General features: G+C 61.2%; 22 protein-coding genes. 8 read left to right on the forward strand and 14 right to left on the reverse strand.

Features of this window, described 5'->3' with window-relative positions; all coding sequences use genetic code 11:
* Nucleotides 1-79 precede the first annotated feature (79 nt).
* From acnD to AYB31_RS07170, 4 genes are all read right to left on the reverse strand, one after another.
* Entirely contained in the window at nt 80-2,692 is a 2,613-nt protein-coding gene (gene acnD, locus AYB31_RS07155; protein ID WP_068827311.1) for a Fe/S-dependent 2-methylisocitrate dehydratase AcnD, read from the reverse strand.
* A 2-nt stretch (nt 2,693-2,694) separates the two neighbouring features.
* On the reverse strand, nt 2,695-3,855 hold the full coding sequence (gene prpC / locus AYB31_RS07160) for a bifunctional 2-methylcitrate synthase/citrate synthase (RefSeq protein WP_068827194.1): 1,161 nt from the start codon (nt 3,853-3,855) through the stop codon (nt 2,695-2,697).
* Between the two features lie 68 nt (nt 3,856-3,923).
* The gene (gene prpB, locus AYB31_RS07165; RefSeq protein WP_068827196.1) at nt 3,924-4,811 is read right to left on the reverse strand and encodes a methylisocitrate lyase; all 888 of its coding nucleotides are present in this window, start codon (nt 4,809-4,811) and stop codon (nt 3,924-3,926) included.
* Complete coding sequence (locus tag AYB31_RS07170) at nt 4,808-5,551, reverse strand: GntR family transcriptional regulator (RefSeq protein ID WP_068827198.1); 744 nt, start codon at nt 5,549-5,551, stop codon at nt 4,808-4,810. Before AYB31_RS07170 ends, prpB begins: the two co-directional genes overlap by 4 nt.
* 262 nt (nt 5,552-5,813) lie before the next feature.
* On the opposite strand from AYB31_RS07170, the gene rloA reads away from it, so the two are divergent.
* The 4 genes from rloA (at nt 5,814) to pabB (ending at nt 10,316) form a co-directional block, all read left to right on the forward strand.
* Nucleotides 5,814-6,350: a retropepsin-like aspartic peptidase RloA gene (gene rloA, locus AYB31_RS07175; RefSeq protein WP_068827199.1), complete on the forward strand. Its 537-nt coding sequence runs from the start codon at nt 5,814-5,816 to the stop codon at nt 6,348-6,350.
* Nucleotides 6,351-6,355: 5 nt separating this feature from the next.
* Nucleotides 6,356-7,882, forward strand: coding sequence for an osmotic stress tolerance membrane protein RloB (rloB, locus tag AYB31_RS07180; RefSeq protein WP_068827200.1), 1,527 nt, complete (start codon nt 6,356-6,358; stop codon nt 7,880-7,882).
* Between the two features lie 3 nt (nt 7,883-7,885).
* Entirely contained in the window at nt 7,886-8,872 is a 987-nt protein-coding gene (locus AYB31_RS07185) for an alpha-L-glutamate ligase-like protein (RefSeq protein ID WP_068827202.1), read from the forward strand.
* 100 nt (nt 8,873-8,972) lie between these two features.
* Nucleotides 8,973-10,316: an aminodeoxychorismate synthase component I gene (gene pabB, locus AYB31_RS07190; RefSeq protein ID WP_068827203.1), complete on the forward strand. Its 1,344-nt coding sequence runs from the start codon at nt 8,973-8,975 to the stop codon at nt 10,314-10,316.
* A gap of 55 nt (nt 10,317-10,371) precedes the next feature.
* On the opposite strand, the gene thrH is transcribed toward pabB, so the two are convergent.
* Entirely contained in the window at nt 10,372-10,989 is a 618-nt protein-coding gene (gene thrH / locus AYB31_RS07195) for a bifunctional phosphoserine phosphatase/homoserine phosphotransferase ThrH (protein ID WP_068827205.1), read from the reverse strand.
* A gap of 189 nt (nt 10,990-11,178) precedes the next feature.
* Here thrH and AYB31_RS07200 point away from each other — a divergent pair, with 189 nt between their 5' ends.
* Nucleotides 11,179-11,913, forward strand: coding sequence for a phosphoadenylyl-sulfate reductase (locus tag AYB31_RS07200; protein ID WP_068827206.1), 735 nt, complete (start codon nt 11,179-11,181; stop codon nt 11,911-11,913).
* Nucleotides 11,914-11,953: 40 nt separating this feature from the next.
* Here AYB31_RS07200 and cysB read toward each other — a convergent pair whose 3' ends face one another.
* The 5 genes from cysB to AYB31_RS21975 form a co-directional block, all read right to left on the reverse strand.
* Nucleotides 11,954-12,928 (reverse strand): HTH-type transcriptional regulator CysB, encoded by a 975-nt coding sequence (cysB, locus tag AYB31_RS07205; protein WP_068827208.1) that lies wholly within the window; start codon nt 12,926-12,928, stop codon nt 11,954-11,956.
* A 139-nt stretch (nt 12,929-13,067) separates the two neighbouring features.
* Nucleotides 13,068-13,553, reverse strand: a complete 486-nt coding sequence (locus AYB31_RS07210) for a universal stress protein (protein ID WP_068827209.1) — start codon at nt 13,551-13,553, stop codon at nt 13,068-13,070.
* 61 nt (nt 13,554-13,614) lie between these two features.
* Nucleotides 13,615-14,520, reverse strand: coding sequence for a 5'-nucleotidase (locus tag AYB31_RS07215; RefSeq protein ID WP_068827211.1), 906 nt, complete (start codon nt 14,518-14,520; stop codon nt 13,615-13,617).
* 8 nt (nt 14,521-14,528) lie between these two features.
* A complete protein-coding gene (locus AYB31_RS07220) occupies nt 14,529-15,476 on the reverse strand; it encodes a putative 2-dehydropantoate 2-reductase (protein ID WP_068827213.1) in 948 nt (315 codons plus the stop codon).
* Nucleotides 15,476-15,841: a thioredoxin family protein gene (locus AYB31_RS21975; protein WP_153020664.1), complete on the reverse strand. Its 366-nt coding sequence runs from the start codon at nt 15,839-15,841 to the stop codon at nt 15,476-15,478. Before AYB31_RS21975 ends, AYB31_RS07220 begins: the two co-directional genes overlap by 1 nt.
* 19 nt (nt 15,842-15,860) lie before the next feature.
* Here AYB31_RS21975 and AYB31_RS21090 point away from each other — a divergent pair, with 19 nt between their 5' ends.
* Complete coding sequence (locus AYB31_RS21090) at nt 15,861-16,280, forward strand: PilZ domain-containing protein (protein ID WP_082805237.1); 420 nt, start codon at nt 15,861-15,863, stop codon at nt 16,278-16,280.
* Nucleotides 16,281-16,391: 111 nt separating this feature from the next.
* Nucleotides 16,392-17,468 (forward strand): 3-deoxy-7-phosphoheptulonate synthase, encoded by a 1,077-nt coding sequence (locus AYB31_RS07235; RefSeq protein ID WP_068827218.1) that lies wholly within the window; start codon nt 16,392-16,394, stop codon nt 17,466-17,468.
* Nucleotides 17,469-17,524: 56 nt separating this feature from the next.
* On the opposite strand, the gene AYB31_RS07240 is transcribed toward AYB31_RS07235, so the two are convergent.
* Nucleotides 17,525-17,806 (reverse strand): GNAT family N-acetyltransferase, encoded by a 282-nt coding sequence (locus AYB31_RS07240; RefSeq protein ID WP_068827220.1) that lies wholly within the window; start codon nt 17,804-17,806, stop codon nt 17,525-17,527.
* 19 nt (nt 17,807-17,825) lie between these two features.
* A complete protein-coding gene (locus AYB31_RS07245) occupies nt 17,826-19,088 on the reverse strand; it encodes a hypothetical protein (RefSeq protein ID WP_068827221.1) in 1,263 nt (420 codons plus the stop codon).
* 305 nt (nt 19,089-19,393) lie between these two features.
* On the opposite strand from AYB31_RS07245, the gene oprI reads away from it, so the two are divergent.
* On the forward strand, nt 19,394-19,645 hold the full coding sequence (oprI, locus tag AYB31_RS07250) for an outer membrane lipoprotei OprI (RefSeq protein WP_068827223.1): 252 nt from the start codon (nt 19,394-19,396) through the stop codon (nt 19,643-19,645).
* A 122-nt stretch (nt 19,646-19,767) separates the two neighbouring features.
* Here oprI and AYB31_RS07255 read toward each other — a convergent pair whose 3' ends face one another.
* Both AYB31_RS07255 and AYB31_RS07260 read right to left on the reverse strand, forming a co-directional pair.
* Nucleotides 19,768-20,718 carry a L,D-transpeptidase family protein gene (locus tag AYB31_RS07255; RefSeq protein WP_068827225.1) on the reverse strand — a complete coding sequence of 317 codons (951 nt, stop codon included), beginning with the start codon at nt 20,716-20,718 and terminating at the stop codon, nt 19,768-19,770.
* A 74-nt stretch (nt 20,719-20,792) separates the two neighbouring features.
* The gene (locus AYB31_RS07260; RefSeq protein ID WP_068827227.1) at nt 20,793-21,074 is read right to left on the reverse strand and encodes a hypothetical protein; all 282 of its coding nucleotides are present in this window, start codon (nt 21,072-21,074) and stop codon (nt 20,793-20,795) included.
* Between the last annotated feature and the right edge of the window lie 49 nt (nt 21,075-21,123).

The following is a 21,123-nucleotide window of genomic DNA, read 5'->3' on the forward strand; positions in this document are numbered from 1 at the left end:
GAAGTCGAGTCCTAAAGTGTTGCCTTGGCTCTGTGGGAGTTCACACCTGGGTCCCCGCTTGCGCGGGGACAACAGGGGCTTAAACCGCCGCGCTCGCTTCCAGGAAGTCCTGGGCGAAACGTTGCAGCACGCCGCCGGCCTCGTAGATCAGCACTTCTTCGTCGCTGTCCAGGCGGCAGGTCATGGGCACTTCGACACGTTCGCCGTTACGGCGATTGATCACCAGAGTCAGCGTGGCGCGCGGCGTGCGCTCACCGATCACGTCGTAGCTCTCGGTGCCGTCGATACCCAGGGTCAGGCGCGTGGTGCCCGGCTTGAACTCCAGCGGCAGTACGCCCATGCCGATCAGGTTGGTGCGATGGATGCGCTCGAAGCCTTCGGCGGCAATCACTTCGACACCGGCCAGGCGCACGCCCTTGGCCGCCCAGTCGCGCGAGCTGCCCTGGCCGTAATCGGCACCAGCCACGATGATCAGGTTCTGCTTGCGCTCCATGTAGGTTTCGATGGCTTCCCACATGCGCATGACCTTGCCTTCCGGCTCGACACGAGCCAGCGAGCCTTTCTTCACCTGGCCGTCTACTACGGCCATCTCGTTGACCAGCTGGGGGTTGGCGAAGGTCGCGCGCTGGGCCGTCAGGTGGTCGCCGCGGTGGGTGGCGTAGGAGTTGAAGTCCTCCTCCGGCAAACCCATTTTGTGCAGGTACTCGCCAGCGGCCGAATCCATCAGGATGGCGTTGGACGGCGACAGGTGGTCGGTGGTGATGTTGTCCGGCAGCACCGCCAGCGGGCGCATGCCCTTGAGCGTACGCTCACCGGCCAGCGCGCCCTCCCAGTACGGCGGGCGGCGGATGTAGGTGGACATCGGACGCCAGTCGTACAGCGGGCTCTCGGCCTCAGTCACGGCGCCCAGATCGAACATCGGGATGTAGATCTGACGGAACTGCTCCGGCTTCACCGCAGACGCCACGATCGCGTCGATTTCCTCGTCGCTCGGCCACAGGTCCTTCAGGGTCACCGGGTTGCCGGCCTGGTCATGGCCCAGCACGTCCTGCTCGATATCGAAGCGCACGGTGCCGGCAATGGCATAGGCCACCACCAGCGGCGGCGAAGCCAGGAAGGCCTGCTTGGCGTAGGGATGGATGCGCCCGTCGAAGTTGCGGTTGCCGGACAGCACGGCCGTGGCGTACAGGTCGCGGTCGATGATTTCCTGCTGGATTGCCGGGTCCAGTGCGCCGGACATGCCGTTGCAGGTGGTGCAGGCGTAGGCGACGATGCCGAAACCCAGCTGCTCCAGTTCGCTCAGCAGGCCGGCCTCTTCCAGATACAGCTTGGCAACCTTGGAGCCTGGCGCGAAGGAGGTCTTGACCCAGGGCTTGCGCAGCAGGCCCAGCGCGTTGGCCTTCTTCGCCAGCAGGCCGGCGGCGACCACGTTGCGCGGGTTGGACGTATTGGTGCAGCTGGTGATGGCGGCGATGATTACCGCGCCATCGGGCATCAGGCCCTGAGCCTCCTCGGCCTTGCCGGCCTGCAGCTTGGCTTCATCAGCGATACCACGCTCATGCAGTGCGGAAGTCGGCAGGCGCTTGTGCGGGTTGGACGGGCCGGCCATGTTGCGCACCACAGTGCTTAGGTCGAAGCTCAGCACCCGCTCGTACTCGGCCGTCACCAGCGCATCGGCCCACAGACCGGTGGTCTTGGCATAGTGCTCGACCAGCGCCACCTGCTCCGGCTCGCGACCGGTGAGTTTGAGGTAGTCGATGGTCTGCTGGTCGATGTAGAACATCGCGGCCGTAGCACCGTATTCCGGGCACATGTTGGAGATCGTCGCGCGGTCGCCGATGGACAGGCTGTCTGCGCCCTCGCCGAAGAACTCGACCCAGGCACCGACCACGCGCTCCTTGCGCAGGAACTCGGTGAGCGCCAGGACGATGTCGGTGGCGGTGATGCCGGGCTGGCGTTTGCCGGTGAGCTGTACGCCGACGATGTCAGGCAGGCGCATCATCGAGGCGCGACCGAGCATCACGGTTTCCGCCTCCAGGCCACCCACACCGATGGCGATCACGCCCAGGGCGTCGACGTGCGGGGTGTGACTGTCGGTGCCGACACAGGTGTCGGGGAACGCTACGCCATCGCGAGCCTGGATCACCGGGCTCATCTTCTCCAGGTTGATCTGGTGCATGATGCCGTTGCCGGCAGGGATCACATCGACGTTCTTGAAAGCGGTCTTGGTCCACTCGATGAAGTGGAAGCGATCCTCGTTGCGGCGCTCCTCGACGGCGCGGTTCTTGTCGAACGAATCCGGATCGAAACCGGCGAACTCCACGGCCAGCGAATGGTCGACGATCAGCTGGGTCGGCACCACCGGGTTGACCTTGGCCGGGTCACCGCCCTGCTCGGCGATGGCGTCGCGCAGGCCGGCCAGGTCGACCAGCGCGGTCTGGCCGAGAATGTCGTGGCAGACCACGCGGGCCGGATACCAGGGGAAGTCCAGGTCACGCTTGCGCTCGATCAGCTGCTTGAGCGCATCACTCAGCAGCGCGGGATCACAGCGGCGCACCAGTTGTTCGGCAAGCACGCGAGAGACATAAGGCAGCTTGGCGTAGGCACCGGGAGCGATGGCATCCACCGCCTCGCGGGTGTCGAAGTAGTCCAGCACGCTGCCGGGCAGGTTCTTGCGATATTGAGTGTTCATGGTCATTTACGATCCTTGAGCGGCACGAACTTGAGGTCTTCAGGACCGACGTAGTTGGCGCTCGGGCGGATGATCTTGCCGTCGATGCGTTGCTCGATCACGTGGCTGGACCAGCCGGAGGTGCGGGCGATGACGAACAGCGGGGTGAACATGGCGGTGGGCACGCCCATCATGTGGTAGCTGACGGCGCTGAACCAATCGAGGTTGGGGAACATCTTCTTGATGTCCCACATGATGGTTTCCAGGCGCTCGGCGATATCGAACATCTTGCTGTTGTTCTGCTCGGCGGACAGCTCGCGAGCGACTTCCTTGATCACCTTGTTGCGCGGATCGGCCACGGTGTACACCGGGTGACCGAAGCCGATCACCACCTCCTTCTTCTCGACGCGGGCGCGGATATCGGCCTCGGCCTCGTCCGGGTTGTCGTAGCGCTTCTGGATCTCGAAGGCCACCTCGTTGGCGCCGCCGTGCTTCGGCCCGCGCAGCGCGCCGATGGCGCCGGCGATGCAGGAGTACATGTCGGAGCCGGTGCCGGCGATCACCCGCGAGGTGAAGGTGGAGGCGTTGAACTCATGTTCGGCGTACAGATTGAGTGAGGTGTGCATGGCGCGCACCCAGGACTCGCGCGGTTTCTCGCCGTGCAGCAGGTGCAGGAAGTGGCCGCCGATGGAGTCGTCATCGGTTTCCACATCGATGCGCCTGCCGTTGTGGCTGAAGTGGTACCAGTACAGCAGCGCGGAACCCAACGAGGCCATCAGCTTGTCAGCGATATCGCGAGCGCCCGGGTGGTTGTGGTCTTCCTTCTCCGGGGACACGCAGCCCAGCACCGACACGGCGGTGCGCATCACGTCCATCGGGTGGGCGGATGGCGGCAGTTGTTCGAGGGACGCCTTGAGCGCCGCCGGGATGCCACGCAGGGCCTTGAGCTTGGCCTTGTAGCCAGCCAGCTCGGCGACATTGGGCAGCTTGCCGTGCACCAGCAGGTGGGCGATTTCCTCGAATTCGCAGCGGTTGGCGAAGTCGAGCACGTCATAGCCACGGTAATGCAGGTCGTTGCCGGTGCGGCCGACAGTGCACAGGGCGGTATTGCCGGCAGCGGTGCCGCTCAGCGCGACGGATTTCTTCGGCTTGAAGCCCGGAGTAGTGGTCTCGGTGGCGCTCATCGCGATCTCCTCATCTATTCGGTCGGATACTTTCTTGTTGTGTGCGGGCCTTCAGGCCCGCATCCCGATCATTTCTTGCCGGCGGCGAACAGCGCGTCGAGCTTCTGCTCGAAGGCGTGGTAGCCGATGCGGTCGTACAGCTCGGCGCGAGTCTGCATCAGCTCGATGACGTCTTTCTGATGGCCGTTCTGGCGAATCGAGGTGTAGACACTTTCCGCCGCCTTGTTGGCGGCGCGGAAGGCCGACAGCGGGTAGAGCTGGATGGCCACACCGACCGAGGCCAGCTCGTCGCGGGTGAACAGCGGCGTGGCGCCAAATTCGGTGATATTGGCCAGCACCGGCACCTTCAGTGCATCGACGAAACGCTTGTAGGTCGGCAGGTCATAGGCAGCCTCGGCGAAGATGCCATCGGCACCGGCCTCGACGTAGCGCTGGCAACGCTCGATGGCGGCGTCCACGCCCTCGGCCTGGATGGCGTCGGTACGGGCGATCAGGAAGAAGTTCGGGTCGGTCTTGGCATCGGCTGCCGCGCGCACGCGGTCGACCATTTCCTCGCAGGAGACGATCTCCTTGCCCGGACGGTGGCCGCAGCGCTTGGCGCCAACCTGATCCTCGATATGCGCGGCAGCAGCGCCGGCCTTGATCAGGTTCTTGATGGTGCGCTCGATATTGAAGGCGCTAGGACCGAAGCCGGTGTCGATATCCACCAGCAGCGGCAAGTCGCAGACATCGGTGATGCGGCGTACGTCGGTGAGCACGTCGTCCAGTGTGTTGATGCCCAGGTCCGGCAGGCCCAGGGAACCGGCCGCGACACCACCACCGGACAGGTAGATGGCTTTGAAGCCGGCGCGCTTGGCCAGCAGCGCATGGTTGGCATTGATCGCGCCGATCACTTGCAGCGGGTGCTCGGCGGCGATCGCATCGCGGAAACGCTGGCCTGGAGTGGCTTGGGTCATGACTCACCTCTGGATTTGGACGGTTTGACGGCAGCGCCCTGCCCGGCCTGCTGCGAGGCCAGGTAATGGCGTTCGATATTGCGTTTGGATGCGGCGATATGCCGACGCATCAACAGCTCCGCCAGCTCGCCATCGCGCTCGGTGATGGCATCGAGAATGCGGTGGTGCTCGGCGAAAGCCTGATGCGGACGGTTGGGGGTAGCGGAAAACTGCAGCCGATACATGCGCACCAGTTGATACAGCTCGCCGCACAGCATGCGGGTCAGGGTCTGGTTACCGCTGCCCTGGATGATGCGGTAGTGGAAGTCGAAGTCGCCTTCCTGCTGGTAGTAACCGACGCCAGCCTTGAAGGCGGCATCCTGCTCGTGCAGATCGAGCACCCTGCGCAGCTCGTCGATTTCCGCCGGACTCATGCGCTCGGCAGCCAGGCGGCAGGCCATGCCCTCCAGCGATTCGCGAATCTCGTAGAGCTCAATCAGCTCGGCATGGCTGAGCGACACCACCCGTGCGCCGACATGCGGCACGCGCACCAACAGCTTCTGTCCTTCCAGGCGGTGAATAGCTTCACGCAGAGGGCCGCGACTGATGCCGTAGGTACGGGCCAGTTCGGGCTCGGAAATCTTGCTGCCGGGCGGAATGTCGCCGCGCACGATGGCCGCCTGGATGCTGCGAAACACGTGCTCGGAAAGCGTTTCGGGGTCGTCCTGGAGGACGCTGCTTATTTCGAGATGCTCTGGCATATTGTCGACACATGGTTTTTCTTTTGGCGAAAAATACGCCTAGAAAGCACACTGGTCAATCTCGTAGATCCTAATTGTCGACAATCGCTAAGGAGGCGCTGTCAATACATGATCGCCGAAGCAACCTGCAGAAACGCTCCTAAGCTGCTGTTACGGCAGAAAAAGCCCATGCTAGAATGCCGCCCGCACCTGCCCTGCTAGACTGCAGCTGCCGGCTGTTTCACCCCGCTGCCGCCCCGACGACGCGACCGTACAAGGATTTATGCGACTCAAGCCCTCCGTCCTCCTGCTCAGCTGCAGCCTTCTTCCCGGCCTGGCTTCTGCCGCCGACAAGACCGTCTATGGTCTGAACGAATACGTCAGCCTGGACGATCTCGACATCGAAGTTGCCGCCAAACTGGACACCGGAGCCAAGACCGCGTCGCTCAGTGCCCGCGACATCGAGCGCTTCAAGCGTGACGGCGAGACCTGGGTACGCTTCTACCTGGCCATCGATGATGCCCACGAAAAGCCTATCGAGCGGCCACTGGCCCGCATCAGCAAGATCAAGCGTCGCGCTGGCGACTATGATGCGGATAGCGGCAAGAGCTATACCGCACGCCCAGTAATCGAACTACCGGTGTGCATGGGCAAGACTCATCACACCATTGAGGTCAACCTGACCGACCGCAGCGCGTTCCAGTACCCGCTGCTGATCGGCTCCGAAGCGCTCAAGCGCCTCGGCGCGGTGGTTGACCCCAGCCTCAAATACGCCGCCGGCAAACCCGGCTGTAACCCTGACGCAAACTCTGCCGAGTAACTCTCATGCGCTCTCTCAACCTGCATCTGAAAGTCCTCATCACCCTCCTGGTGGCGCTGGGCATTCTGGTCACGGCCTACCAGATCTTCATCCTCGGCATCCCGGTGACCGAAGACGAGACTGACGACCTGTGGAACATCGACGCCAAGATCGAGTTCCAGGCGAGCCCGCGCGAGCCGGTCAAGGTGCAGATGTTCGTGCCGCCGCTGAACCAGGACTATGTAAGCCTCAACGAGAGCTTCATCTCCAACAACTATGGCGTGAGCGTCAATCGCGTCGACGGCAACCGCAAGCTGACCTGGTCGGCCCGCCGTGCCAACGGCAAGCAGACTCTCTATTACCGCCTGGTGCTGACCAAGCGCTACAGCGGCGAGCCGGCCAAGGCCAAGGGCCCGATCTTCCGCGACAGCATCGAAGTGGAAGGCCCCGAGAAGATTGCCGCCGAAGCCCTGCTCGCCCCCATTCGCCAGCACTCGGCCGACGTCGAGACCTTCATCAGCGAAGCCATCAAGCGGGTTAACAACGTCAATGACGACAACGTCAAGCTGCTGCTTGGCGGCGACACCTCCTCGGCCAACAAGGCCAAGGTTATCGATCTTCTGCTCTCCATCGCCCATGTGCCAATGGAGCGCGTGCACACCATCCGCCTGGCCAGCGATATCCAGCAAAGCCCCGAGCTGTGGCTGCGCAGCTTCAATGGCGAGAACTGGCTGTACTTCAATCCGGAAAGCGGCCAGCAGGGTTTGCCGGCGGACCGCGTGGTGTGGTGGACGGGTGACGAGCCGCTGATCAGCATTGATGGCGGCAAGAAGCCGCAGGTCAGCTTCACCCTGAACAACAGCGAAATGAACGCCATCCGCCTGGCCAAGCTGACCGACGAAAACACCGACGTCGACTTCCTCGAATACTCCCTGTACGGCCTGCCGCTGCAGACCCAGCAGACCTTCATCATCATGGTGATGATCCCCATCGGCGTACTGGTCATTCTGGTGCTGCGCAACCTGATCGGCCTGCAGACCCTCGGCACCTTCACACCGGTACTGATCGCCCTGGCCTTCCGCGAAATGCAGCTGGGCTACGGAATCATGTTCTTCACCATCATCACGGCGCTTGGCCTGATGCTGCGCTCCTACCTCGAGCACCTGAAACTGCAGATGCTGCCACGCCTCTCGGTAGTGCTGACCTTTGTGGTGATGCTGATTGCCACCATCAGCCTGCTCAGCCACAAACTGGGGCTTGAACGCGGTCTGTCGGTTGCATTGTTCCCGATGGTGATCCTGACCATGACCATCGAACGCCTGTCGATCACCTGGGAAGAGCGCGGCGGCAGCCACGCGATGAAAGTGGCCATCGGCACCCTGTTTGCCGCATCGCTGGCGCACTTGCTGATGAGCGTGCCGCAGCTGAGCTACTTCGTGTTCACCTTCCCGGCCGTGCTGCTGATCCTGGTGGGTTTCATGTTGGCCATGGGCCGTTATCGCGGCTATCGCCTGACCGAACTGTTCCGCTTCAAAGCCTTTCTGAAGGACTGAGCCATGTTTGGCATGATCAAGACGTGGAAGGCCCTGGAAGCCAAAGGCATCATGGGGATCAACCGGCGCAATGCGGACTACGTGCTGAAGTACAACAAGCGCCACCTGTACCCGATTGTCGATGACAAGATCATCACCAAGGAACGGGCCCTGGCCGCCGGCATCAATGTGCCGGAGATGTACGGCATCATCTCCACCGAGAAAGAGATCGACAAACTCTCCGAGATCATTGGCGGGCGCAGCGACTTCGTCATCAAGCCCGCTCAGGGCGCTGGCGGCGACGGCATCCTGGTGGTCGCCGACCGCTTCGAGGAGCGCTACAAGACCGTCTCTGGGAAGATCATCACTCACGAGGAAATCGAGCATCAGATTTCCAGCATCCTCACCGGCCTGTACTCCCTGGGCGGCCATCGCGACCGCGCCCTGATCGAGTACCGAGTGACCCCGGACCCGATCTTCAAGAGCATCAGCTACGAAGGTGTACCGGACATCCGCATCATCGTGCTGATGGGCTACCCGGTGATGGCCATGCTGCGCCTGCCAACCCGCCAGTCCAACGGCAAGGCCAACCTGCACCAGGGCGCCATCGGTGTAGGTGTCGACCTGGCTACCGGGCTTACCCTGCGCGGCACCTGGCTGAACAACAAGATCAGGAAGCACCCGGATACCACCAACTCGGTGGACGGCGTACAGCTGCCCAACTGGAACGGCTTCATGAAGCTCGCTGCCGGTTGCTATGAGCTGTGCGGCCTGGGTTATATCGGTGTCGACATGGTGCTGGACATTGAGAAGGGCCCGCTGATTCTGGAGCTCAATGCCCGTCCCGGGCTGAATATCCAGATTGCCAACGATTGCGGCCTGACTCATCGCGCCCATGCGGTAGAGGCACATATCGCCGAGCTGGCGAAGAGTGGCGTGCAGGAGTCTGCCGAGGAGCGCGTACGCTTCTCCCAACAACTGTTCGGCCACATCAAGAGCCACAACGACTGATACGTTCCCCTGGAAAAGCCCGGCTCCGGCCGGGCTTTTTCGTTGGGCAGCGCCAAGGCCGCTACCCTACAATCGGCTTCCCATATCGCGCCCTGCCACCATGAGCATCTGCCAACTCCACCCACTGCCTTATCGGGCAGACCCGACCGAGTATTTCGCCGTCATTCGCCAGGCACCTGACGCCGTATTGCTGGACGCTGGCCATCCGCATGCCGAGCGCGGGCGCTACGACCTGCTCAGCGCCTGGCCGCAAGCCGTGTATGAGGTTCAGGCGGGAGAAGATGCCAACGGATTCTTCCAGCGCTTGCGTCAGGGGCTGGCCCAGCTTGGCCATGGCGAGGCACCCGCGGGTTGCGAACTGCCCTTCACCGGCGGCCTGCTGGGATACCTCGCCTATGACTTCGGTCGTCACCTGGAGGCCTTACCCCAGCAGGCCCACGATGATTTGCAGCTTCCAGACGCCCGCCTTGGCCTATACGCCTGGGCGCTGATCAGCGATCACCAGCGTCAGACCAGCCAGCTGGTATTCCACCCCAGCCTGGAGCTCGGCGAGCGGCAGCGGCTAATCGCCCTGTTCGAGGTACCGGCCGACCAGGCCACTGCCGCATTCCACCTGCTAGAGCCGTTCCAGGCCGATCAGGATGCAGGCACCTATCGCCAGGCCATCGAACGCATCCAGGCCTATATCAGTGCGGGCGATTGCTATCAGGTGAACTACGCACAGCGCTTCCAGGCCCCTTGCGCCGGCGATCCATGGGCCGCCTACCTGGCCCTGCGCAGGGCCTGCCCTACCCCGTTCTCGGGCTTTCAGAGCCTGGAGAACGGCAACGCCATCCTGAGTCTGTCGCCCGAGCGTTTTCTCAAGGTCAGCCAGGGACGCGTGGAGACCCGTCCGATCAAAGGTACCCGAGCGCGCGGTATTACCGCCCACGAAGATCGCAAGCAGGCCGAGGAGCTGCTGAGCAGCGCCAAGGACAGGGCCGAGAACCTGATGATCGTCGATCTGCTGCGCAACGATCTGAGCCGCAGCTGCCGTATCGGCTCGGTACGGGTGCCGGAGCTGTTCGCCCTGGAAAGCTATCCCAATGTGCACCACCTGGTCAGCGCCGTGACCGCCGAGCTGGCGCCCGACAAGGATGCGCTGGACCTGCTGGCCGGGAGCTTCCCCGGCGGCTCCATCACCGGCGCCCCGAAGATCCGCGCGATGCAGATCATCGATGAGCTGGAACCGACTCGGCGCGGCCTGTACTGCGGCTCCCTGCTCTATCTGGACGTGCGCGGCGAACTGGACAGCTCCATCGCCATCCGCAGCTTGCTGGTCAAGGATGGTCGCGTCAGCTGCTGGGGCGGCGGCGGCATAGTCGCGGACTCCGACTGGCAGGCCGAGTATCAGGAATCCATCACCAAGGTGAAGGTGCTACTCAAGACCCTGGAAGCCCTGTAGTCCACAGCAGAAACGAAAAGGCCCGCTGATGCGGGCCTTTGGCTTGAGCGAAACCTTACAGACTCAGCTCGCGATTCGACGCCCTGATGAACTCGCGTTTGAGGTCTTCGTAGGTGTGTACCGCCGGGAACTGCGGGAACTCGCGAATCACGTTTTCCGGGGCATGGAACAGGATGCCGGCATGCGCTTCGCTGAGCATGGTGGTGTCGTTGTACGAGTCGCCGGCGGCAATCACGCGGTAGTACAGGCTCTTGAAGGCAATCACCGACTGACGCTTGGGGTCTTTCTGGCGCAGCTGATAGCTGACGACACGATCTGTTTCGTCGGTGATCAGCTTGTGGCACAGCAGCGTCGGGAAGCCCAGCTGACGCATCAGCGGCTGGGAAAACTCGTAGAAGGTGTCGGAGAGAATCACCACCTGGAAGCGCTCACGCAGCCAATCGACGAATTCGACGGCGCCATCCAGCGGCTTGAGGGTGGCGATCACTTCCTGGATATCCGCCAGCTTCAGGCCATGCTCGTCGAGAATGCGCAGGCGCTGCTTCATCAGCACGTCGTAATCGGGAATGTCCCGGGTAGTGGCCTTGAGCGCTTCGATTCCGGTTTTTTCGGCGAAGGCGATCCAGATTTCCGGAACCAGTACACCTTCGAGGTCGAGGCAGGCGATTTCCACGGGTGACTCCTAGTGGTCTGTGAGAAGTGAGCCGGCACTCTAGCGAGTCCCTGAGAGCTGTGCAACGCAGCACTTATACCTGAACACAACAGTCGAACTCTTATTTAGTTATTTATCCGCATATCGGCATCTTTGTTAACATCGCCGACCACAGAGCGCTTCAGCGCCGCCGACCAGGAAGCCCGCCCGATGAGCCCGATCTTCAATGCCGCCGAAATGGCGGCGAGCTACGCCAGCAAGTCCCCACAGGAAATCCTCAAACTGGCTTTTGAACATTTTGGTGACGACCTGTGGATTTCCTTCAGCGGCGCTGAGGATGTGGTCCTCCTGGACATGGCCTGGAAGATCAACAAACAGGTCAAGGTCTTCACCTTGGACACCGGCCGACTGCACCCGGAAACCTATCGCTTTCTGGAAAAGGTACGCGAGCACTACGGCATCGCCATCGAGGTCATGAGCCCGGACGCGGAAAAACTGCAGGAACTGGTGCGCGAAAAAGGCCTGTTCAGCTTCTACAAGGACGGCCATGGCGAATGCTGTGGCATCCGCAAGATCGAACCGCTCAAGCGCAAGCTGAGTACGGTCTCCGCCTGGGCCACCGGCCAGCGGCGCGACCAAAGCCCCGGCACCCGCAGCCATGTAAACGTGATCGAGGTCGATAGCGCCTTCTCCACACCGGACAAGCCGCTGTACAAGTTCAACCCGCTCGCACAGATGAGCAGCGAAGAGGTCTGGGCCTACATCCGCATGCTCGAATTACCCTACAACAGCCTGCATGAGCGCGGTTTCATCAGCATCGGCTGTGAGCCCTGCACACGCCCCGTGCTTCCGAATCAGCACGAGCGCGAAGGCCGCTGGTGGTGGGAAGAGGAAACCCAGAAAGAGTGCGGTCTGCATGCTGGCAACGTGATTGCCAAGAGCTGACACAAAGAGCCCGGCATTAGCCGGGCTCTTTGTCATTGGATCAGTGGGTTGGCAGATCCACACCCTCGAATAACTCGTCCAACTCCCCCTTGCTGTGACACTGCACCGCCTTGCTCATGACCTCGCGAGTCAGGTGCGGAGCGAACTTCTCGATGAAGTCGCACATGAAGCCACGCAGGAAGGTGCCACGACGGAAACCGATCTTGGTCACACTCGGCTCGAACAGATCACTGGCGTCCAGCACCACCAGATCGCTGTCGAGTTTCTCATCCACTGCCATGCGCGCCACGATACCCACGCCCAGCCCCAGGCGCACATAGGTCTTGATCACGTCGGCGTCGGCGGCGGTGAACACCACCTTGGGCGTCAGCCCCCTGTGGCTGAAGGCCTCGTCCAGCTTGGAGCGGCCGGTGAAGCCGAACACATAGGTGACGAGAGGGTGTTCCACCAGGGCCTCCAGACTCAGCTTCGGCAACTTGGTCAGCGGGTGGCCCTGGGGCACGATCACGCAGCGGTTCCAGCGATAGCACGGCATCATCACCAGATCGCCGAACAGCTCCAGCGCCTCGGTGGCGATGGCGAAATCCACGGTGCCATCGGCCGCCATTTCGGCGATCTGCATCGGCGTGCCCTGGTGCATGTGCAGGGCGACTTCCGGGTATTGCTTGATGAAGCTGCTGATCACCGGCGGCAGCGCATAGCGGGCCTGTGTGTGTGTGGTGGCGATGGAAAGGGTGCCCTTCTTCTCGTTGGAGAACTCCTGGGCAATCTGCTTGATGCTCTCGACCTTGCGCAGGATTTCCCCGGCAGTGGTGATGATCCGCTCGCCGGCGGGGGTCACGCGGGTCAGGTGCTTGCCGCTGCGGGCGAATACTTCGACGCCGAGTTCGTCTTCGAGCAGGCGGATCTGCTTGCTGATGCCGGGCTGCGAGGTGTAGAGGCTCTGCGCGGTGGCAGAGACATTGAGATCGTGGTGCGCCACTTCCCAGATGTAGCGCAATTGCTGCAGCTTCATAGGTATCCCTCAAAGCAGATAGTCGCTGGCTGAATTTCACAGCGCAGCCATATAACCATATTAGTGGTTTGAAGTTTAAAGCTAGACGATTTCCTGAGCCGTGCATGCCGTTCGTCTAACGGCTGGCGATAAGCCTGGCTCAGCGGTGCTGCAACATGGGCACCAGGTATACCGGCGTTTCCGAAAGCTGCAGCAGACGCGCGGCCGTCCGACCCAGCGGAACATCCTGAGCGGCACCATGGCTGTGACTCCCTACGACCAGCAGATCGACCCCGAGTTTCCGCGCCTCTTCGAGAATCACCTGGGCCGGGTCACCCTGCGCAACCCGCACGTTGCGGATCATCTGCAGGTCCTGACGGGCCTCGCCCATTTCGTCGCAGAAACCTTCCAGCACACGCTGCTCGATACTGGCCATCACCGTGGCAAGACCCTTGCTGCGCAGCTCCTGCAACGTGCTCTCGTCCAGATAGGTTTGCAGCACCGACTCGGCGAACAGCCCCAGCGGCTCGACCGCATGCACCACATAAAGCTCGGCGCTGAAGGCCCGCGCCAGGGCCAACGCATGCTGCAGCACATAAGGTGCGTAAAGCCCCAGGTCGGTGGCATAGAGAATCGAACGCAACATATGGCCTCCAAGACTTCCCGCTAGCGGCCCTGTTGTGAGCTTAGCAGCGCCTTGCCCGGCGCTAGGGCAACAGCTCGTTGCTTACACCGTGCGGCACGTGGCCGGTGGCCACGACCTCACGCGCCTTCTCGCAGTGCCCGGGCTGATCGTCGAAGAACACGTCGGCGGCGAAGGCTTCGAGAAAAGCCGCCTTGTCCAGGCCGCCGAGGAACAGCGACTCGTCCAGGCGGATATCCCATTCGCGCAAGGTTCGGATCACCCGTTCGTGGGCCGGCGCCGAGCGCGCGGTAACCAGCGCGGTGCGGATCGGGCAGAGCTCCTCGGCAAACTCGCGCTGCAAACGATTGAGGGCATAGAGGAAGGGCTTGAACGGACCGCCACCGAGCAGCTCGCGCGCCGAGGCCTTCTCATGGCTCTGGAATGCCTCGAGCCCGCCACTCTGGTAGACACGCTCGGACTCGTCGGAGAACAGCACGGCATCCCCATCGAAGGCAAAACGCAGCTCACCACTGGCCGCCCGATGCGCGCCGCCCGAGAGGATAGTCGCCGCGGCAAAGCCCGCGTCGAGGGCGCTGCGCACATCCTCAGCATGTGTGGAGAGAAATAGATGACTGCCAAAGGCGGCCAAATAAGGATAGGGACTGCGACCACCAACGAAAGCGGCCCGAGAAATACCCAGGCCGTAGTGCTGGATAGAGTTGAAGACCCGCAGTCCAGTATCGGCGCTGTTGCGCGAGACCAGCACAACCTCGACGCGTGCCCGCTCCAGTCGCGCGTTGAGGCTCAGCAGCTTCTGCACCAGCGGAAACGCATCTCCTGGCGCCAGCACCTCGTCCTCATGATCGATCTGGTACTGGCGATAGGTCTCGACGCCCTCGCTCTCATAGATGCGATGACTTTCGCTCAGGTCGAACAACGCCCGCGAGGAAATCGCCAGCACCAGCTTGTCACCCAGTCCCTTGCCCATGAATCACCTCAGTTCGCGTCAAGGAAACGCAGCGCCTGCAGCAACATGCGCATTTTTGGCAGTTCACACCCTGCAGCGGCAGCCGCCGCGAGAGGCGCCTCGTAGATGGCTTCGAGCTCAAGCGGGCGCTTGTGGGCGAAATCATGGTACATGCTCGGCAGGTAGCCGGGCATGCGCTCGGTGGCTGCCAGCAGCTGTTGCGGGTAGTCCTGCGGCAATCTGTGGCCACATGCGGCAGCACCCTGCACGACCTCCTGCATCAGATCGCCGATCAGGCTACGACTGTCGGCACTGGCCATCAGCTTGCTGGTGCCGCTATCGAGCAGTACCGACAGACCGTTATAGGGTACGTTCCAGACCAACTTCTGCCAGCGGGCCTGGGCCAGGTCAGGCATCGCGGTAGAGTCCACGCCAGCCGAGCGGAACAGCGCCACACCCTCTTCCACCAGGCTTTGCCCGCTTTCTTGCGAGCCACCCGGCCCGGAGTGGTAGCCCAGATTGATCGCTCCGAGCGCCTGGTGCTCAATCACGCCAGGGGCACTGCGATGCGTGCAGATAAAACAGAGCCCGCCAAGCAGGTGCAGCGACTCCGGCAACAGGGGCCGCAATTGCTCCTCAACATCAAGACCATTCTGCAGCAGCACTACCTTGGCATTCGGCGCTGCCACGCGAGAGATGAGCGGTGCCAGTTCGGCGTTACTGGTGGTTTTGACGCCTACCAGCAGCCAATCACAGGGCGGCATCTCCTCGACACTGTTCCAGGCCTGCACGGGCTGCAGGTGCAGCAGGCCATGCACCGCGCTGTTCAGGCGCAGCCCCTGCTCGGCTACGGCCGCGTACTCGCTGCGCAGGAGAAAATGCACGTCATGGCCGGCACGGGCCAGCATCAGGCCATAAAAGCCACCAATGGCACCCGTACCGACGATGCCGATACGTGGACGTGGGGATTCCTGCATCAAGGTAACTCTTCGGGTTCACGGGCCCGGGCCTGTTCCAATGCCCTGGACAGTTCGGGCAGGTGCAAACGGGACTGCACCGCGCCAAGAAATTGGCCGTCTTCTATCAGAAACAGGCTAGGCAGGTGAAAAACGCCATAGCGCTGTACCAAGCCACCGTTGTCGCCGGCATCTACCCAGCACAGTCGCTCGACTGGCAGCGGCATTACAGGCAGCTCACGACGAGCCCAGCGACAACTGGCACAGCCTGTGCTCGTGAATATGAGCAGGGATCTGCCAGGCAGATCGAGCAATCGACGATCAGCGTCGAAGTCCGTCAGGTCAAGACTGGGCACTATACTGTTCAGTAGCGATGTCAAAGGGATGGCATCCGGAGTATTCGAAATGCGTCGTTTTCTGCGTCACCCAAGTGATATGCCTGTGGAGTTGGTGCAACGCAAGCATGCCTTTCTGCCCAGGCAGAGGCTGCACAATATCAGCCTCGGTGGAGTTGCATGCAATTCTGACAAGGGGTTTCGCAAAGGCACAGCCGTTGAGCTGCGCATCCCACTGCTAGGCGAGCAGGCTCGCTACCCCGGGGTAGTCGCCTGGTGCCGCAAACTCAGCGAAGGTTATCTGGTAGGTATCGCCTTCATTGATGAAGACACCCTGTTTCGCGCCCGCATGGTCGAACAGGTCTGTCAGATCGAACACTACCGACATCAGCGCGAGCAGGAGCTGGGTTGCCCGCAGGAGCTCGAAACGATCGCCCGGGAGTGGATATCGATGCACGCCGCCGACTTTCCCAGCAGTCATTTCCACTAGCACGCCCATTGTCTAGGCGCCCCGGAACGCGTTAAGGTTCTTTCCCCCCGCTGCGCCCATAGATTTCGCCCGCCAGAGGCGCTCGGCTCCCGTGACCTGATGAGTACCACGATGGCTGATTTACCGATCGACGATCTAAACGTTTCCTCCAACGAAACCCTGATCACTCCGGCGCAGCTCAAGCGCGAAATTCCCCTGACCGAAGCCGCCCAGCACACAGTCGCCCACGGCCGCCAAGTCGTTCGAGACATTCTGGACGGCAAGGATCACCGCCTGTTCGTAGTGGTCGGACCCTGCTCCATCCACGATATCAAGGCCGCTCACGAGTATGCCGAGCGTCTCAAGGTGCTCGCTGCCGAAGTGTCGGACAGCCTGTTCCTGGTCATGCGCGTGTACTTCGAGAAGCCGCGCACTACCGTAGGCTGGAAGGGCCTGATCAACGATCCTTATCTGGATGACTCGTTCAAGATTCAGGACGGACTGCATATCGGCCGCAAACTGCTGCTCGATTTGGCGGAGATGGGGCTGCCGACGGCTACCGAGGCGTTGGACCCGATTTCCCCGCAATACCTGCAGGACCTGATCAGCTGGTCGGCCATCGGCGCGCGCACCACAGAATCCCAGACCCACCGGGAAATGGCCTCTGGCCTATCCTCCGCAGTGGGCTTCAAGAATGGCACCGATGGTGGCCTGACCGTAGCGATCAACGCCCTGCAGTCGGTTTCCAGCCCGCACCGTTTCCTCGGCATCAACCAGGAAGGCGGCGTATCCATCGTCACCACCAAGGGTAATGCCTACGGCCATGTGGTGCTGCGCGGCGGCAACGGCAAGCCCAACTACGACTCAGTCAGCGTTGCGGTGTGCGAGCAGGAGCTGGCCAAAGCGAAGATCCGGCCAAACATCATGGTCGACTGCAGTCACGCCAACTCCAACAAGGACCCGGCCCTACAGCCCCTGGTCATGGAGAACGTTGCCAACCAGATCCTCGAAGGCAACAACTCCATTGTCGGCTTGATGGTCGAAAGCCATCTGGGCTGGGGCAGCCAATCGATCCCCAAGGATCTCTGCGACCTCAAGTATGGTGTTTCCATCACCGATGCCTGCATCGACTGGGACGCCACCGAGAAGACCCTGCGCAGCATGCACGCCAAGCTCAAGGATGTACTGCCCAAGCGTCAGCGCGGCTAAGCGGGACCAAAATGAAAACGCCGGGCATTGCCCGGCGTTTTTGTTAGCGCACTACATCAGTGTTTGGCCTGGTGCCGCTGACGGCGCTCCAGGTAGCGCTCCACGTAGGAGCAGGACGGAATTACCGTGTAGCCCATTGCTTCGGCATATTCCAGAGCCTGCTCGGTCAGCGCCGCAGCTATACCTTGGCCGCGCAGCGCATTGGGAACGAATGTCCGGTAGATATCGAGCGTCTGCTTGCCCAGATCCATGTAGGCCAGATAGGCGCGGTGGCCATCGACGACGGCCTCGAATTGGTGACCCGCCTGGTCGTGGTGGATGGACAGCCCTTCGCTCATTTCATCTCCTAAATGGGGTTTACAACAGAACCCTTACCTTATCGATCTTTTCAAGGCGAAGAAACATTTCGGCCGAACCCGTTCCAAACTGGACACTGAGGAAAGCCTTGCCGTTCTGTACCTTGTGCAACACACCCTGATAGTAGGTGCCATCATAGGTAATGAACTGTAGCCGCTTACCAGCGTACTCGGAAAGGCTCGCGACGCTGACGAACTCGTATTGCGCTGGCTTCTGCTCTGGTTGTACCTCTGCGCGCACCAGTTCGTTCGCCCCCACCGGAGCAACGACTGTCGGATCGACCCAGGAGAAGGCCAGAGGTTCCACTGCCTGCTGGTTGACCAGCAGAACAGGCTGCAGCATGGAAATCACATCAGCCGCCTCGAAAAACTCCAGGCCATCCCAGGTCATGCCCTCGCTTGGATTGAGCTCCACACGCAATGCCTGCGGATCCGCATAGTAGGTCTTCATTGCCTCCAGAAGTGTTGGATCGAGGGCTATGCGCTGCGCCTTGAGCGAGCTGTCGAGATGCTCGATGGCCGTTTGCAGATAGGCCTCCTGTGATTGGCCGAGCTTGCCAGCACAGTACTCGTTGACCTTGCGCAGGTACTGGTTGTCGTTGAACTCCAGGGTGATGCTCGACACCCGCGGCGGATTTACCCGCAAGTCACCTGGCTTTTCCGACATGTTGGCCAACGAGAAGCTGACGCGATAATCCCCCATGTCGCGGGTGTCGGCATTCAGGTTGAAAGTCAGGGTTTGCGCGCCCGGCTGGAACAGATAGGAGAAATGGCCGTCCGTCTCCAGAGTCCGGTAGCCCATATCCAAAAGCTCGTCGACACCGATCATGCTGGAGCGACCGCAGGCGACGCTGGTCACGGCCGTCTGCAGGTTCTTTTCCTGCGGCACGCTATGGATCATTTCCATCAGCGGCCCGTGCACATCCACCTCGAGCCCCTTGAGATTGACCGCCATCTGCTCCGGAAACTTGCCTTCGGCCAGTCTCTCCTTGAATGCCAACAGGTCTCGCAGTCCTTTGAACTGCAGCTCGGCATGGGCGACGCGTACTTCATCGCGAAACATCGGCAGACGGGCTCTGAGCCCTTCCACGCCAACCCGGCCATCGAACGAGGAAGTAATGCCCTGATAACTGATCTGCATGACCGGTGAGAGCTTGGCCACTGCATCATTCATGATCGAGCGTACCGACAGCCATAGCGAGGCCTTGATCAGCAACGCAACAACTAGGACAAGTAGAAGACCCCACTTGATGAGTTTCGACATCTAGACATCCTTGTTATACAGCTACGGACAATTTTCTGGCGCCGATCTTAACAGGCTGGCTTTGTGCCATCCACGTAACAGAAGGTCAGCTGCACCGTCGGCAAGTACAAAGAGCCTCGGCAACCGCAACAGATCTGTATGTTTTTTAAACAAAAAAGACCGCCACGCACGCGCCCTGAAAAAAAAGTGCTGGGACTTGCGTTGGCTCAGTTTACTTACTAGAAGTAATGGGTAGTATGTGCCCGGCTAATTTCTCACACTCGGGAAATTGCCTTTCATGGAAAGTCCACCTTAAGGGGAACACGATGAACAACGTTCTGAAACTCTCTGCTCTGGCCCTGGCCGCAGTACTGGCTACCGGTTGCAGCAGCATGTCCAAAGAAACCGAAGCTCGTCTGACCGCTACCGAAGACGCCGCTGCCCGCGCTCAAGCTCGTGCAGACGAAGCCTACCGCAAGGCTGACGAGGCTCTGGCTGCTGCTCAGAAGGCTCAGATGACTGCTGACGAAGCCAACGAGCGCGCTCTGCGCATGCTGGAAAAAGCCAGCCGCAAGTAATTACTTGCCAAGGCTTTGAAAAGCCGACCCGATTACCGGGTCGGCTTTTTTATTGCCTGAATTTTCTATGGCAATAAAAAACCCGCCGACCATTCCTGGTCGGCGGGTTTCTCTTTAACCCATTAAATGTCCAGTGGAACTTCTTGGTTGGCCAAGGCCTGCTCTGGTACGGCAATTTCTATAGGCAAGCCATCTTCGGCGGCCACTACTTCGCGCACCATGTCCCAATCAAGTCGCATGCTACCCGCCAGTTCGTCACGCTTGAGTAGCGCGTTGATCACCGCAGTGTGCTTGTCGACAACAGAAGGCTCGCCGGTATCGCTCAACGGCGCATGCGCCTCTAGATAGACTTTCCCGGCACTGACACCGAACTTGTACGGCTCATTGACGATCCGGACAGAAGTCCCGACCGGAGCGATCTTCGCCAGAGTCAGCACATTGTGATTGAGCATGCGGAAGCAGCCATGGCTGACGCGCATGCCGATGCCGAACTTCTTGTTTGAACCGTGGATCAGGTAGCCGGGAGTGCCCAGCGTGAACTTGAACGGCCCCAGAGGATTATCCGGCCCTGGTGGCACATAGGCAGGAAGCGGATCCCCCTCAGCCGCGTGTTCGGCCCGAATGGAGGCTGGAGGTGTCCAGCCTGGATTCGGCGTCTTGGCAACAATAGTAGTGTGCGCGATGGGCGACCCCCAGCCCTCACGACCGATGCCCAGAGGAAAGGTATGAACTACGTTCTGTCCTTTCGGAAAGTAATAAAGGCGGTACTCGGCCAGGTTGATCACAATGCCTTCGCGCGGACCAGGCGGCAGGATGAACCGGGTTGGCAGAATGACTTCGGCGCCCTCGCCCGGTAACCAGGGATCCACACCCGGGTTGGCTGCCACCATTTCCAGATATCCCAGATCGTTGGCAGAGCCGAGGTCGGCGAAAGTGTCCTCATAACGGGCCTTGATCACCTGGATTTGACCCACGATATCCTCGCCAAGAGGTGGCAGAGGCAGCTCAAGCGCGGTGGCCGGGCCAGCGACAATCAGGCTGGCGAGGCACAGGAAACGGACACGCGACAACATCGGTAGATCCTTGCTGGCAATAGCGAATGAAATAAACGGCGATTGTACACCGGCCCTGCTGGCGCCGGGAGGCCTCAGGCGCCCGACCAGATTGACCGCTCACCGCGCCGCTGAGCGTCGAGAACGTTGCGGCAAACGGGGCACAGACGCTTGTCACGCAACCCAGTCCGATCCACTTCACGCATCACCGGCGCGGCAGGCAGCAAGCCGCCACACAGAGTACGGTCAGCGAAGCCACCCAACTCGAGCTGCCGCGCCACCAGATGCACCTTGGCCTCGCGGCAGGCGAACAGATCCAGTTGGTCGTCCGGGACGATCAACTGATAAGCGAACAGGGACCAGGCGTGGCGCGGCATTCAGAGCTCCGAGGCAGGGCCGCCACGATAGCCGAAAGGTCGCAGGCGG

Source organism: Pseudomonas sp. BMS12, assembly GCF_001592875.1.
Taxonomy (GTDB): Bacteria; Pseudomonadota; Gammaproteobacteria; order Pseudomonadales; family Pseudomonadaceae; genus Aquipseudomonas.